Raw genomic sequence first — 13832 nt, 5'->3', positions numbered from 1 at the left:
CATCGCACGCCCCCGTTCTGAATTGCCACGTCGCCGCGCCGTCAGGCCGCGACCGCCTGCTGCCGCACGGTCTCGACGAGATGACCGCCGAGCCGGTCGGCCAGTGCCATGATGGTCAGGGTCAGATGCTTGTCGGGCAGCTCGGGAATGACGCCGCCATCGCAGACATAGAGATTGTCGAACTCGTGGCATTTCAGGTCGGCATCGACGACGCCCTGGCGTGGGTCCTGCGAGATGGCGGTGGTGCCGGCATAGTGGATGCCGGTGCCGCTGTTGTCGCGGCTGGCATAGATGATCGTGGCGGAAGCCCGGCGGAGCACGCGCCGGCCCCAGACCGTCATCGCGTCCATCATCTGGTGGCTCGTGGCGGGAATCGTGAAATCGACCTCGACCTGCCGGACGTCATAGGCATCGAAGCTCCGGCCGGGGCGCACCCGGTTCCCCGGCGTCGCCTCGCCCTGGCAGAACAGGCCGAGCGTGACATAGCTGTGGAACATCATCCGGGCGAACCGCTCCTTCAGGAAGGGCGGGAAGTGACGCATGCCGGTCAGGTAATGCGGCACGTCGGGCGCGCTGTGGATCGCGTGGCCGATGAAGGGGAAGGGCGCGCCATCGGACAGCCTGCCCTGCGACAAGAGGATCAGCAGGTCGCCATAGCCGAGATCGTAATCGCGCCGCTTGCCCCAGAGCTTCAGCAGCGAGGTCGAGAGCACGACCTTGGGATTGTCCTGCAGGCCCGCCCCGACCCGCTCATGCCGGTTGCCGAGGCCGGTGGGATCCGCCTCGTCGGCTGAGTTGAACAGGATGCGCGGCGTCTCGAGCGCTCCGGCGGCCAGCACGACGATGCCGGCGCGCAAGCGTCTCCGGTCTCCGGTCGCGAGATCGATATACTCGACCCCCTCGATCCGCCGGCTGTCGCCGTCGCGAAGCAGGCGGACCACCTTCGCCTGCGTCCGCAACTCATAGTTCGGCAGGTCGGCGATCTGCGGCAGCAGCCGTGTCGAGAATTTGTAGACCGCACCGACCGGGCAGCCCGAGGTGCACATTCCCGTCGAGATGCAGGATGTCGGTGTTCCCGCCTTGGTGTTGATCGCCTTGCGGTTCGGGATCGCGTGGGAGTGCCCGTCCTTCAGCGAATTCACGGCGTCGACGATCAACCGGTCGGCCGGGCGCAGCGGCTTCGGCGGCAGATAATCGCCGTCCGGCAGGTTCGGAAGCCCCTCTTTCGTGCCGCAGACGGCGATCAGGCGCTCGACCGCGCCGTAATGCGGTGCCAGATCGGCATAGGAGAACGGCCAGAATCTGAAATCCTCCGCCGAGAAGCGGACGCTGACGCCATTCCAGAGGTTTTGCAATCCGTTGACGGCGAGCACTTGGAAATGGCGGAAACCGTCCTTGGGACGCGCCGTCGAGCCGACCTTGCCATCGGCGAAAAGCGGATGGACGAACAGGCTGTCATGCGGATCGCTGGGCCAGGTCGTGCTCGGGTCAATGCCGAAATCCCGGGTCACGCCGGGCGGTATCGTCGTCCGGAAATGGTCCTCCGGCAGCATCGCGCCATGTTCGAGCGAGATGGTGCGCAAGCCTGATCTGGCGAGTTTGTGGGCGAGAATGCCGCCGCCGGCCCCGGTGCCGACGACCACGACATCGCAGAATTCAGCCTCGGTCACGCATGCCTCCCACGGGCCATTCCCCGACTGAGCGCAAGAAATCCGGCGAGGCGAAGCGGATATATTCGAGGAAACCGAGCAGCGCGGTCCGCTCGGGGCCGAGATCGGCGCGGCGCAGTCGGCCCGTATGGGCGAAGTCGGCGCGCAGTTCGACGATGGTCAGTGCTGCGCTGATCTGCCGGTTGGCCCGGCCGATCCGCGAGATATCGTTCAGGAGCGGCCGCAGTACCGTGCGATAGGGGCTGAGTTCGATCAGCGCCGCGACAAGTCGCTCGCAGTCCTGTGGAACGGCCGTGCTGCCGGCGGACGGAGCTCCCGACGGCTCGGCTTCGAGAATGGGCTGCATCTGGCTCATGCCGTCGCGACCCGGACCGGCGCGGCGTCGAGCGTCCGGAACGGCTGCCCCGATTCCAGATGCCGCTCGATCTCCTCGAGCGAGACACCGCTGGTTTCAGGCACGAGCAGATAGGTGAAGACCAGCCCGGCGGCGCAGACCAGCGCATAGACCGCGAAAACGCCGCCGAGCCCGATGCTGCTGACCAATATCGGGAAGGAGAACACGACCAGGAAGTTGAAGCCCCAATTGGCGAGCGAGGTCACGCTCATGCCGAGGCTGCGCACCTTGAGCGGGAAGATTTCTGACATCATCACCCAGGGCAGGGGGCCGATGCTGGCGGCGAAGGCGGCGATATAGAGCACCAGCCCGATGGTCGCGAGGATATCCAGCGATTCCGAGGCGGTGGCCGCAGCGAGCGCGATCATGCCAAGGCTGAGGGCGGTTCCGGCGAAGCCGATGAAGAGCAGGCGCCGCCGGCCGATCCGGTCGATCAGATACATGCCGACGAAGGTCATCCCGACATTGACCACGCCGATGCCGACGGTCGCCAGGATCTGGGTCGAGGTCGAGTTGAAGCCGGCCTCCTTGAACACCGTCGGCGCGTAGTAGATCACGGCGTTGATGCCGCTGAGCTGCTGCAGGAAGAACAGCCCCATGCCGACCACCAGCGCCGGCCGTACCGTCGGGCTGAGCAGATCGCCCCAGGTGCCGGGCCGGGTCCGTTGCTGCGCTGCCTGGCGTATGCTCGCGAGTTCCGCATCGACCGCCGGATCATGCGGCGCGAGCTCGCGAATCCGCGCGATCGCCAGGCGCGCCTCCTCGGTGCGGCCCTGCAAGGCGAGCCAGCGCGGCGTATCGCCCATGCGATACATCCCGACGAGCAAGGCGAGCGCCGGCAACACGCCCATCACGAACATCAGCCGCCAGGACTCGGAAAACGCGAAGCCGACGAGATAGGCGCCGAGAATGCCGAGCGTGATCGCCAGCTGATAGATCGAGACCAGCATGCCGCGCTTCTCGGCAGGCGCGCTTTCGGAAATGTAGAGCGGCGCCACCATCGCGGCGATGCCGACAGCAAGACCCAGCAGCAGGCGCGAGGCCGTCAGGATCCAGACCGCACCGGCTGCGGCCGAGAGCAGCGCTCCTGCCGCGAAAAGCACGCCGGCGACCAGCAGCAGGGCGCGGCGACCATAGGTTTCGGTGGTCCGTCCCGCCAGCAGCGCCCCACCCAGGGCGCCGAGCGGGACGGCGGCCGTCATCAACCCCTCGTCGAACGGGTTGATGGTGAATTCCCCGCGCAGCAGATGCAGCGCGCCGGCGATGACACCCTCGTCGAAGCCGAACAGGAACCCTGCGATGCCGGCGATAGCGGCTATGAAGTAGATCATCATCTGCGCCTTGCGTGACGTGAGTTGGCGCGCCTCAGCGCAGCAGGCCGTTCGCCACCTTGCGGAAGGCGGTGACGATGTCGCTTTCATCGGCCTCGGTCAGGGTCGAGCCGATGGCGAGCAGGGCGCCGCGCGCCTGGAACTCGTCGCAGCGCGGCAAGGCCCCCATGCTGTAGTCATAATCCTTCGCGAAGGCGTTGGCGGGATGCGTCCAGGGGAAGCCGTCGCGGCTGTTGGAGCGGCGCTGCACCAGGCTCGGAACATTGAAATACCAGTGCATGCCCCATTCCTGCATGGTGATGCAGGCGAGGCTGCCCGGCGGACCGGCGATGCCCTCGGCGCGCAGCGCCTCGACGAAGCGCCGCGCCAGGGCGGCATCGGGCAGCAGCATCAGCAGGAACGGCCCGGTATCGCCGGCCGGATCCGGGATATGGCGGAAGTCGAGTCCGGGCAGATCGGCCAGCTGCGCGCGGATGCGCCATTTCGAGGCCCGCATCGCGCCGGTGATCCGCGGCAGCTTGCGCATCTGTGCCAGCGCCATGGCGCCGGCGAGCTCCGACATGCGCGCGCCCATGCCCCAGAGCTGGCAGTTCTCATCGGAGGAGTCGAGCCGGCCCTTCTCGTTGCGGGGATAGCCGAGATCGTGCAGCGCCACGATGCGCCGGAACAGCGCGTCATCCTCGGCGACGAGCATTCCGCCATCGCCCGAGGTCATGTTCTTGTTCAGCTGGAAGCTGAAGATGCCGATATCGCCGAAGCGTCCCACCGCTCGCCCGCCGACCGAGGCCCCCGCCGCCTGGGCGCAATCCTCGACCAGGCCGAGCCCATGGGCGCGGCAGATTTCGGCGATCTCGGCGATCCGGCCCGGCGCGCCGCTCATATGGACGCACAGCACGGCGCGGCTATGGGGCCCGATCTTGCGCTTGAGATCTTCGGGATCGATGCAGAAGGTCTCGTCGATGTCGACCAGGCGGGGAATGGCGCCGGTCCGCACCACCGCCGAGAGGCAGCTCACCCAGAGATAGCCGGGGACGAAGACCTCGTCGCCGGGGCCGACTCCGAGCGCCGACAGGGCGATCGTCAGGGCAGCCGTGCCCGACGACACGCCGAGGGCGTTGCGATGCCCGAAGGCCTCGCACCATTCCCGTTCCAGCGTCTCGACCATGTGCTGCGGGTCGGGGCCGTAGAAGCGGAACGGGCTGCGCGCCCGTACGACGCGGTCGACCAGCTCGCGCTCTTCTTCGCCGATCCAGTGCACGCCCGGCAGCTCCCAGGGGAGCGGCTCGCGTCGGACCGGGGCGCCGCCGTCGATGGCGAGCCGATTGGCCCGCTCCTGACCAATCCGCGATCCCGTTTCGGCCAGATCGGTCATGCGGTTCTCCTGTCAGAAACTCATCGGCTTCGGGTGGCCTGAGCATTGCCTTCCGCAAATGTTGATCTGGCCGATACAGTTTGTAACATGAATTTGACTGGCAAGGCTGTCATTTATGTTTGGAAAAAATCAGAAATGATTAGAAAATTTTGGATCGATAGGTCTATTGAGCCAATTGTATTGATTTTGATTCTAATTGTATCGGGCGGATTCACGTTCGGATTCGGAATAGCATCTGTTGCTGGTGTTTTGGATATTATAAAGAATAAATTTGAACTTTCCGAAACCGGAGAGCAATTCGTCGTTGGTGTCCTGGTGCTGGGCTGCTTTCTGGGTGCCGCCGGTGCCGGCCCGATCTCGGCAGGCTGGGGCCGGAAGCGGACGATCATGCTGGCGGCCGCGCTCGGCGGGCTCGGCTATACGCTGATCCTGGCTGGGCTCGGACTCGCCGGATTGCTGCTCGGGCGCAGCCTTGCCGGGCTTTGCATCGGCCTGATCTCGATGGTGGTGCCGATGTACGCGGCCGAGACGACGCCGGCGCAGCGGCGCGGCGCCGTGGTCTCGATGTTCCAGCTCGCCATCACGCTCGGCATCCTCGGCGCCTACGGGGCCACGCTCGCCTTTGCCGCGTCCGTGCCCTGGCAGCTCCTGCTCGGCGCCGGCATCCTCCCCCTGGGCCTCGTTCTGCTGGCGATCCTGGCTCTGCCGGAAAGTCCGCGCTGGCTGGCGGTGCGCGGCGATCCGGCTGCGGTGCAGCGGGCGGCGCGTGCGCTCGGCCTCTCCGATGAGTGGCAGGAGATGCCGGTCGCCACCGCCGCGGCCGGCGGCGGTGCCCCGTTCCGGCGCGGCAGCACCGCTGCGGTGCTCGTGCTCTGCAGCACCCTCTTCGTGCTGCAGAATCTGAGCGGCATCGACGGCATCCTCTATTATGCGCCTCGCATTTTCCAGGAGCTCGGCTTCTCGGCCGGAACCGCGGCCCTGGCCGCGACCTTCGGCCTTGGCCTGGTCAACGTGCTGGCGACGATCGCCGCTATCGCCATGGTCGACAGATTGGGCCGCCGGCCGCTGTTGATCTTCGGCTCGGCCGCGATGTCGATCGGACTCGCCGCGGTCATCGTTGCCTCCCAGCTCGGCTGGCCCTGGATCGGCCTGGCCGGGCTCGCCGTCTTCATAGCGGCCTTCGCCCTCAGCCTCGGCCCGCTGCCCTATGTGCTGATGTCGGAGCTGTTCCCGACGGCGATCCGCGAAGCCGGCATCGCCATGGCCTCGGCGACGAGCTGGCTGTTCAACGCGCTGATCGCCTTCACTTTCCTGTCGCTCGTAGCCGCGATCGGCCTCTCGGGGGCGATCGGGCTGTTCCTGGTGGTCTGCCTGCTCTCGCTCGGCTTCTGCCTCGCCTTCACGCCGGAGACGCGTGGTGTCCGGCTCGAGGAGATCGAGGCGGCGGTGCTCGCCGGCCGGCCCCTGCGGCAGATCGGCGGCTGAGGTCGTAACCTTGCCGGCCCGGACCGTACCGGCTCCGAAACCAAGGCTGCAACCGCGGGCTCTTCGGCGCGGAAAAGCCCGGGTTTTCGGTTGGATTGCGGCGGCGCCGCGTCCATCATCGCGGCATGATCGACCTGCGCAATATCGAGACCTTCTTCTGGGCGGCGGCGCTTGGCAGCTTGCGCGCCGCCTCGGAAAAGCTCGGCACCACCCAGCCCGCCGTCTCGCAGCGCATAGCGTCGCTGGAGGCGGCGCTCGGCGTGCGCCTGTTCGAGCGCGATGCGCGCGGGGTGACGTTGACGGCCAAGGGGCATGAACTGCTCACCCATGCCGAGCGGATGATGCAGGTCCGGCGCGACATGATGCAGGCCGCACGTGACCAGACCACGATGAGCGGCATGCTGCGCATCGGCGTCGCCGAGACGATCGTCCAGACCTGGCTGCCGAAGCTGATCGAGGAGGTGCATGTCGCCTATCCCGCGATCGTGCTCGAGATCGAGGTCGACAGCTCGCATATCCTGCAATCCCATCTGATGGCGCGGCAGATCGACCTCGCCTTCCTGCTCGGGCCCGTGCTCGAGGCGCGGGTGGAGAATTTGCCGCTCTGCACCTATCCGCTCGCCTGGGTGGTGAAATCCTCGGTCGATCTCGGTCCCGGTCCGGTGCCGCTCGCCGAGGTCGCGACCCTGCCGATCATCACCTATGCCTCGAACAGCGCGCCTTATCGGCAGGTGCGCGACATGCTGATGCGCGTCGGCATCTCGACGCCGCGCATGTATGGCAGCGCCTCGCTCTCGATGGTGGTGCGCATGGTGCTCGACGGTATCGGCTCCGCCGTGATCACACCGGTCTTCCTCGGCAAGGAGTTGGAAAGCGGCGAGCTGCGCCTGCTCGACGTCGAGGCCGATCCGCTGCCCGACCTGATTTTCATGGCGAGCTGGATCGACGGTCCCGACAGCTACCCGGCCCGCATCATCGCCCGGATGGCGCAGCAGGTCGCAGCACGCGACCGCGTCGCGCGCAGCCAGGCATAAATCTGCCTTATACCCCCCTTCCAAACATACAATTGGACAGAAACCGCCCCGATGCCCTGCAATGATGCGGCAAGACGGCTGTAAAGCCGCAGCAGAGGGGAAGTCGTCATGATCCATCGAAAGGCCAGATTCCGGCCGGCGACGCATTATGCGCGGGCCCTGCCTGCGATGCCGGTTTGACATTCATCCAATGATCGTTCCTTCCCCAACGACAGGCGCTGAGCTGTTTGCCGTGCGACGCGACGCGTTATTTGCCCTGGCGCGGCAGCGCGCCCTCGGGGCGGTCGTGGTTTTCGGCCATGGCAGCGCTCTCGGGGCAGGAACCGCCTCGCATGGCGCGCTGCGCTTCCTCAGCGGCTGGGATAGCCGCGAGAGCCCATCACTTCTCGTTATAACCCCGGACCGGACGCATCTCCTCGTCGGCAGCCCGTTCATGCTGCCGCTCGCCCGTCAGCTTCGGCGGGATCTCGTCATCCACGATGTCCGCCCCGATGGCTGGGGGGCCGTGCTGGCGACGCTGCTGCCGTCGGGCGAGGCTGTGGGCACGATCGGCTTCGCCGAAATGCCGCTGCGTATCCATGACGCGATGGTCGGCGTGCGTCCCGGGCGTGATCCTTCGCTCGATCTGGAGCTTTCGCGCCTGCGGCTGGTCAAGGACGAGGCGCAACTGCGCCGGCACCGGGCCGCCGCCGCACTCTGCGACGAGCTCTTCACTGCGCTCGGCAAGGAGCTCTCCAGCCGCCGCCCGGCCTGGCAGATCCAGCTCGACCTCGAGACACAGGCGCGCCGCAATGGCGCCGAATACTGCCGCACTTGGCTCACTATCGCGCCGGAAGCGGATTATTGTCGCTACTGGCGCGAGGAGACCGAGCGCATTCCCGAGCCCGGCGACCAGGTTCTGCTCGGGGTCGCGCTGACCCTCGACGGACATTGGGGGCACGGCATCAGGATGGGCAGCATCGGCCCGCAGAAGCCGGAGCACGCCGATCTCGCGGCGCAGGTCGAGGCGATGCTCGTCGCCGGGATGGCGGCGCTGCGCCCCGGCCTGCCGCTGGCCGGTGTCGAGGCCGCCATGGAAGCGCGCCTGCGCGACGGCACTCTGCTGGCGGCCCATCCGGACATGGTCCGCTTCCGCGGCGGCCACGGTCTCGGCTTCTCCTATGAGGAACCGCTCCTGACCGAGGCCTTCCGCCAGCATTTCGACCGCGCAGCTCCCCCGGCGACGGATCATGGGATCGAGCTCGCCGGCGGCATGCTGTTCGAACTCCATCCGAACATCTTCCTGCCCGGCCTGGGCGGCGCGGCGCTCGGCGAGATGGTTCTCGTCACGCCCGAAGGGCCCGAATGCCTGCTGCGTTTTCCGCGCGCTTGCGCGGTCTGGCCGTGAATTTCTCGCTTCACCCGTCCACCAACCTAAGCAAGGGGAACGACCGATGAAACCAGTCGTGATTGCCGCGGCTCTGCTCGCCGCCACGGCCGCCAGCGCCCAGGACCTGCCGAAGACCAATCTCAAGATCGTCGGCGGCCTCAGCAACCTGACCGCCTATCAGGACTATGAGCAGCCCTTCTGGACCAAGACGATCCCCGAAAAGTCCAAGGGCCAGGTGACGGCCGAGATCAAGGGCTTCAACGAGATGGGCCTGAAGGGGCCTGAGCTCCTGCGCCTGATGTCGCAGGGCGTCGTCGAATTCGGCACCGCGACGCTGTCCTATTTCGCCAGCGACAACCCGATCAACGAGGCGATCGACCTCGCCGGTCTCGCTCCCGACGTGAAGACCGCCCGCGCCATCACCAAGGCCTTCGAGCCCGCCTATGCCAAGTTCTATGGCGAGGGCTCAAAGGTCCGCCTGCTCGGCATCTCGCCCTATCCGGCGCAAGTGCTGTTCTGCAACGCCGATATGAAGGGTCTCGCCGACCTCAAGGGCAAGAAGGTCCGCACTTCCAGCCGTACCCAGGCCGAGTTCGTCGAGGCCTTCGGCGGCTCCAGCGTCACCATGGCCTTCGGCGAGGTCGTCCCGGCCCTGCAGAACAAGGTCGTGGATTGCGCCATCACCGGCTCGCTCTCCGGCTACTCGGCCAAGTGGTACGAGGTCGCCACGCATCTGCTGGCCCTGCCGATCAACTGGAACCAGCAGATCCATGCCGTGAACCAGAAGGCCTGGGAAAAGCTCGACCCCAAGGTCCAGGCTTTCATCACCACCAATATCGACACGCTGGTGAACGACATCTGGGATGCCGCGGCCAAGCAGACCCAGCTCGGCTATGACTGCAACACCGGTGCCGCCACCTGCACCCTGCCGGTCAAGGGCAAGATGGTGCTGGTCACGCCGAGCGATGCCGACAAGGCGCTGCTCAAGAAGGTCCTTGCGGATCAGGTCCTGCCCAAATGGGCCGCGCGCTGCTCGGCCGACTGCGTGACGAGCTTCAATGCCACCGTCGGCAAGGAACTCGGCCTGACCGCCGCCAAGAAGTAACGCCGATCCGGGGAGGCCGGCGTTCTGCCGGCCTCCATCCGATCAGGTCCAGTGGAACGCAAGATCATGACCCCATCCCCCACAATTGGCCTACTGGCGCGCCTGAGCGGCTATGCCGAGACCATATCGCGCGTTGCGGTATGGTTCGGCGGCGCGCTCACCATCGCCAGCGTTCTCCTGATCTCGGTGGATGTGCTGATCCGCAAATTCCTCGGCTGGACCGTGGGCGGTGCGGACGAGCTCTCGAGCTACGCCTTCGCTATCGCGACCTCCTGGTCCTTCGCCTTCGCGACGCTGCAGCGTGCGAATGTCCGGGTCGACGTTCTCTACCAGTACCTGCCCGTCCGGCTTTCCGCGGTGCTCGACTGGCTTTCGCTGGTCGCGCTCGGCGTCTTCATGGCCGTGCTCACCTTCTACGCCTATGACGTGGTCGGCGCCTCGCTGGTGCAGGGCTCGCGGGCGAACACCCCGCTGGCGACCCCGCTCGCCATTCCGCAGGGGCTCTGGTTCCTGGGCCTCGTCGCGATGTGCGTGGTGCTCGCCCTGATGCTGCTGCGCTCCTCGGTCGCGCTCGTCACCGGCGACATCGCCACGGTCAAGGCCATAGGCGGTGTGCGTTCAGCCCAGGAGGAAGCCGACGAAGAGGCGGCTGCCGGCGAGCGCATGGTCAAGGGGGACGCGGCATGATCTCGACGACCCTCATCCTGCTGCTGGTCCTGATCGGCCTTTCCATTCCGGTCGGTGCGGCGCTCGGTCTGCTCGGCCTGATCCTCGATCCCGCCTTCTCGATGCTGCCGCTGACGCGCGGTATCGGCGAGATCGCCTGGAGCACCAACAACGAGTTCCTGCTCGTCGCGATACCGCTCTTCATCCTCCTCGGCGAGGTGCTGCTGCGCGCCGGTTTCGCCGAGCGCATGTACGGCGCCATGAGCCTCTGGCTCTCCTGGCTGCCTGGCGGGCTGATGCACGCCAATATCGGCGCCTCGGCTCTGTTCGCGGCCACCTCCGGTTCGAGCGTCGCGACCGCCGCGACGGTCGGCACGGTGGCGCTGCCGCAGATCAAGCGCTACGGCTACAACGAGCCGCTCTTCCTCGGCAGCCTGGCCGCGGGCGGTACGCTCGGCATCCTGATCCCGCCTTCGATCAACCTCGTGATCTATGGCGTGCTGACCAATTCTTCGGTGCCCAAGCTCTATCTCGCGGGCATCATCCCGGGCCTGCTCCTGGCCGGGCTGTTCATGCTGACCGTGGTCATAGGTTGCGTGGCGAAGCCGGAATGGGGCGGGCGCCGGATCACCGCGACCTGGGGCGAGCGCTTCGCCAGCCTCGTCCATCTCGCGCCGCCGCTCGGCATCTTCTTCCTCGTCGTCGGCTCGATCTATGCCGGGCTCGCCACGCCAACCGAGGCTGCGGCGCTCGGCGTGCTCGGAGCGCTCATCCTCGCGGCCTGGTCGCGGCGCCTGACGCTCACCATGCTGCGCGATGCGGTCGAGGGCACGATGAAGGCGAGTGCGATGATCATGCTGATCATCGTCGCGGCGGCCTTCCTCAATTTCGTGATGTCGGCGACCGGAATCACCGATGCTATCACCAGCTCGATCTCCGGGCTCGGCTTCTCGCCGGTACAGATGCTTGTCGTGATCGTGGTCTTCTACCTGATCCTGGGCTGCTTCATGGAGACGCTCTCCATGATGATCACGACGATCCCGATCGTCGCGCCGATCATGATCGCGCTCGGCTACGATCCGATCTGGCTCGGCATCCTGATCATCGTGCTGGTCGAGGCCGCTCTGATCACGCCTCCGGTCGGGCTGAACCTGTTCGTCGTGCAGAGCCTGCGCAAGAGCGGCTCGATGGGCGCGGTCATCGTCGGCAGCCTGCCCTTCGTCGCTGCCATGGCGGTGCTGATGATCCTGCTGGCGGTCTTCCCCGACCTCGCCCTCTTCCTGCCTCGCGTCTTCGGCTAGGCGCGGACATTTTCCCCCGAGAACCATTCCACAGGTCATCATGGAACTGAATTTCGCTATCGAAACCGGCGGTGCCTCGCAGCCGCTGACGGTCAATCTGACCGAGCTCGTGGTCGCCGGCTGGGCGGGACGCGACCAGGCCGCCATCGAGCATCATATCGAGGAGCTCGCCGCCATCGGCGTGCCGCGACCGAGCTCCGTGCCGCTCTACTACCGCGTCGCCGAAAACCTGATGACGCAGGCCGACCGTATCCAGGTCGTCGCGACCGAGAGCTCCGGCGAGGTCGAGACCTTCGTCTTCAGCGCCGGCGGCGAGATGTATGTCAGCCTCGCCTCCGACCATACCGACCGCAAGCTCGAGACGATCGGCGTCGCGCTTTCCAAGCAGATCTGCGCCAAGCCGATCGCCCGCAATGCCTGGCGCTTCGCCGATGTCGCCGGGCATTGGGACGAGATGATCATCCGCGCCTTCATCGAGGAGGGCGGTGCACGCGTTCTCTATCAGGAAGGTCCGCTCGCGGCGCTGCGTCCGCCGCTGGAGCTGATCGCCGGCTTCACCGGCGGTGCCCGGCTGCTGCCTGAAGGCGTCGGCATGATCTGCGGCACCGTCGGCGCGATCGGCGGCATCCGCCCGTCGCCGAGCTTCAGCATGGAACTGTTCGACCCGGTGCTGGGCCGCACCATCCGGCACGCCTACCGCACCGAAATCCTGCCTGAGGTGGCCTGAGCCGATGATCGGGTCCCTGGCCGAGCTGCGTGCCGCCCTCGACGAGGGCCGCACGACCTCCCTCGCCCTCGTCGAGGGAGCCCTATCGCGCGCCAAGGCGCCCGAAGGGGAGGGCGCGCGCGTCTTCACCGCGCTCCATGAGGAGCAGGCGCGCGCCGCCGCCCGCGCTTCGGACGTGCTGCGGCAGGCGGGCTATCCGCGCTCGCCCATCGAAGGGCTGCCGGTCTCGGTCAAGGACCTGTTCGACATCAAGGGCGAGACGACGCGCGCCGGCAGCGTCGCCCTCAACGGCGCCGCGCCCGCGCAGCAGGACGCGCCGGCGGTGCAGCGTCTCGTCGCCGCCGGGGCGATCCTCATCGGCCGCACCAACATGACCGAGTTTGCCTTCTCCGGCCTCGGTCTCAACCCGCATCACGGCACGCCGCTCAACCCGTTCGACCGTGCGACCGGCCGCATCCCTGGCGGCTCCTCGTCAGGCGCCGCCGTCTCGGTGACGGATGGCATGGCGGCCGCCGCGCTCGGCACCGATACCGGCGGCTCGGTCCGCATCCCCGCCGCCTTCTGCGGCCTGACCGGCTTCAAGCCGACGGCGCGCCGGGTGTCGCGCCAGGGCGCCGTGCCGCTTTCCACCAGCCTCGACTCGGTCGGGCCGATCGCGCCCACCGTGGCCTGCTGCGCCATGCTCGACGCGATCCTGTCGGGCAGTGGCGCCGACGTCCCCGCACCGGCGAGCTTGGAGGGCCTGCGTCTCGCCGTGCCGGCGACACTGGCGCTCGACGCCATGGACGCGACCGTCGCGGCCGCCTTCAAGGCCGCGCTCGCCAGCCTTTCGCAGGCGGGTGTCCGGATCAGGGAGATCGCGGTTCCCGAGTTCTCAGCGCTCGCCGGCATCAACGCCCGAGGCGGCTTCACCGCCGCCGAGGCCTGGCACTGGCATCGCGAATTGATCGAACGCGAAGGGGATCGCTACGACCCGCGCGTTTCCGTTCGCATCCGGCGCGGCAAGGAGCTTTCGGCAGCCGATTATATCGACCTGCTCGAAGCCCGCACCGCCTGGATTGCCGCGGTCGAGGCCCGGATCGCGCCTTTCGACGCGCTGATCATGCCGACCGTGCCGGTGATCGCGCCCAAGCTCGCTGAGCTCGAGGCCGACGATGCCCACTTCGCCACGACCAATCTGCTCGTGCTGCGCAATGCGACCCTGATCAACTTTCTCGACGGCTGTGCCCTCTCGCTGCCCTGCCATCGCCGGGGCGAGGCGCCCGTCGGGCTGATGCTCGCGGCCGCGGGTGGTCAGGACCAGCGCGTCCTCGCCATTGGCCAGGCCGTCGAACGTGCGCTCGCCGCGGCGTGCGCCTGAGCGTTTCCCAAGGACTTT

12 protein-coding genes are annotated in these 13832 nt (G+C 67.1%); 8 read left to right on the top strand and 4 right to left on the bottom strand.

Going from position 1 to position 13832, the window contains the following annotated elements; translation table 11 throughout:
• Window positions 1–41: 41 nt before the first annotated feature.
• The 4 genes from ACWGRX_RS09730 to ACWGRX_RS09715 are packed head-to-tail and all read right to left on the bottom strand — an operon-like array spanning window position 42 to window position 4767.
• Window positions 42–1670 (bottom strand): GMC oxidoreductase, encoded by a 1629-nt coding sequence (locus tag ACWGRX_RS09730; protein WP_452117387.1) that lies wholly within the window; start codon window positions 1668–1670, stop codon window positions 42–44.
• Window positions 1657–2025, bottom strand: a complete 369-nt coding sequence (locus ACWGRX_RS09725; RefSeq protein ID WP_452117386.1) for a hypothetical protein — start codon at window positions 2023–2025, stop codon at window positions 1657–1659. Before ACWGRX_RS09725 ends, ACWGRX_RS09730 begins: the two co-directional genes overlap by 14 nt.
• Window positions 2022–3485, bottom strand: coding sequence for a sugar porter family MFS transporter (locus ACWGRX_RS09720; protein WP_452117385.1), 1464 nt, complete (start codon window positions 3483–3485; stop codon window positions 2022–2024). The genes ACWGRX_RS09725 and ACWGRX_RS09720 overlap by 4 nt, the downstream gene beginning before the upstream one ends.
• A complete protein-coding gene (locus ACWGRX_RS09715; protein WP_452117384.1) occupies window positions 3430–4767 on the bottom strand; it encodes a DegT/DnrJ/EryC1/StrS family aminotransferase in 1338 nt (445 codons plus the stop codon). Before ACWGRX_RS09715 ends, ACWGRX_RS09720 begins: the two co-directional genes overlap by 56 nt.
• A 135-nt stretch (window positions 4768–4902) precedes the next feature.
• On the opposite strand from ACWGRX_RS09715, the gene ACWGRX_RS09710 reads away from it, so the two are divergent.
• The 8 genes from ACWGRX_RS09710 to ACWGRX_RS09675 all read left to right on the top strand — a co-directional run bounded on the left by ACWGRX_RS09710 (window position 4903) and on the right by ACWGRX_RS09675 (window position 13814).
• Entirely contained in the window at window positions 4903–6252 is a 1350-nt protein-coding gene (locus ACWGRX_RS09710; protein WP_452117383.1) for a sugar porter family MFS transporter, read from the top strand.
• Between the two features lie 125 nt (window positions 6253–6377).
• A complete protein-coding gene (locus ACWGRX_RS09705) occupies window positions 6378–7286 on the top strand; it encodes a LysR family transcriptional regulator (RefSeq protein ID WP_291639702.1) in 909 nt (302 codons plus the stop codon).
• A gap of 232 nt (window positions 7287–7518) precedes the next feature.
• Window positions 7519–8673, top strand: coding sequence for a M24 family metallopeptidase (locus ACWGRX_RS09700; RefSeq protein WP_452117382.1), 1155 nt, complete (start codon window positions 7519–7521; stop codon window positions 8671–8673).
• A 46-nt stretch (window positions 8674–8719) separates the two neighbouring features.
• The gene (locus tag ACWGRX_RS09695) at window positions 8720–9760 is read left to right on the top strand and encodes a TRAP transporter substrate-binding protein (protein ID WP_452117381.1); all 1041 of its coding nucleotides are present in this window, start codon (window positions 8720–8722) and stop codon (window positions 9758–9760) included.
• A gap of 66 nt (window positions 9761–9826) precedes the next feature.
• The gene (locus ACWGRX_RS09690) at window positions 9827–10447 is read left to right on the top strand and encodes a TRAP transporter small permease subunit (protein WP_452117380.1); all 621 of its coding nucleotides are present in this window, start codon (window positions 9827–9829) and stop codon (window positions 10445–10447) included.
• Window positions 10444–11727 carry a TRAP transporter large permease gene (locus ACWGRX_RS09685; protein ID WP_452117379.1) on the top strand — a complete coding sequence of 428 codons (1284 nt, stop codon included), beginning with the start codon at window positions 10444–10446 and terminating at the stop codon, window positions 11725–11727. The genes ACWGRX_RS09690 and ACWGRX_RS09685 overlap by 4 nt, the downstream gene beginning before the upstream one ends.
• Window positions 11728–11767: 40 nt before the next feature.
• A complete protein-coding gene (locus tag ACWGRX_RS09680; protein ID WP_452117378.1) occupies window positions 11768–12454 on the top strand; it encodes a DUF2848 domain-containing protein in 687 nt (228 codons plus the stop codon).
• A 4-nt stretch (window positions 12455–12458) separates the two neighbouring features.
• Entirely contained in the window at window positions 12459–13814 is a 1356-nt protein-coding gene (locus tag ACWGRX_RS09675) for an amidase (protein ID WP_452117377.1), read from the top strand.
• Window positions 13815–13832: the final 18 nt, after the last annotated feature.

Source organism: Allobosea sp. NPDC055594 (assembly GCF_053618995.1).
This window is presented reverse-complemented; position numbering and strand designations above follow the sequence as displayed.

What these genes read in the sequence shown, in the direction of transcription:
- ACWGRX_RS09725 (WP_452117386.1), bottom strand. Translation starts at nt 2,025, where the DNA reads ATGAGCCAGATGCAGCCCATTCTCGAAGCCGAGCCGTCGGGAGCTCCG.
- ACWGRX_RS09720 (WP_452117385.1), bottom strand. Translation starts at nt 3,485, where the DNA reads ATGAAAGCGACATCGTCACCGCCTTCCGCAAGGTGGCGAACGGCCTGC.
- ACWGRX_RS09715 (WP_452117384.1), bottom strand. Translation starts at nt 4,767, where the DNA reads ATGACCGATCTGGCCGAAACGGGATCGCGGATTGGTCAGGAGCGGGCC.
- ACWGRX_RS09710 (WP_452117383.1), top strand. Translation starts at nt 4,903, where the DNA reads ATGATTAGAAAATTTTGGATCGATAGGTCTATTGAGCCAATTGTATTG.
- ACWGRX_RS09705 (WP_291639702.1), top strand. Translation starts at nt 6,378, where the DNA reads ATGATCGACCTGCGCAATATCGAGACCTTCTTCTGGGCGGCGGCGCTT.
- ACWGRX_RS09695 (WP_452117381.1), top strand. Translation starts at nt 8,720, where the DNA reads ATGAAACCAGTCGTGATTGCCGCGGCTCTGCTCGCCGCCACGGCCGCC.
- ACWGRX_RS09690 (WP_452117380.1), top strand. Translation starts at nt 9,827, where the DNA reads ATGACCCCATCCCCCACAATTGGCCTACTGGCGCGCCTGAGCGGCTAT.
- ACWGRX_RS09685 (WP_452117379.1), top strand. Translation starts at nt 10,444, where the DNA reads ATGATCTCGACGACCCTCATCCTGCTGCTGGTCCTGATCGGCCTTTCC.
- ACWGRX_RS09680 (WP_452117378.1), top strand. Translation starts at nt 11,768, where the DNA reads ATGGAACTGAATTTCGCTATCGAAACCGGCGGTGCCTCGCAGCCGCTG.
- ACWGRX_RS09675 (WP_452117377.1), top strand. Translation starts at nt 12,459, where the DNA reads ATGATCGGGTCCCTGGCCGAGCTGCGTGCCGCCCTCGACGAGGGCCGC.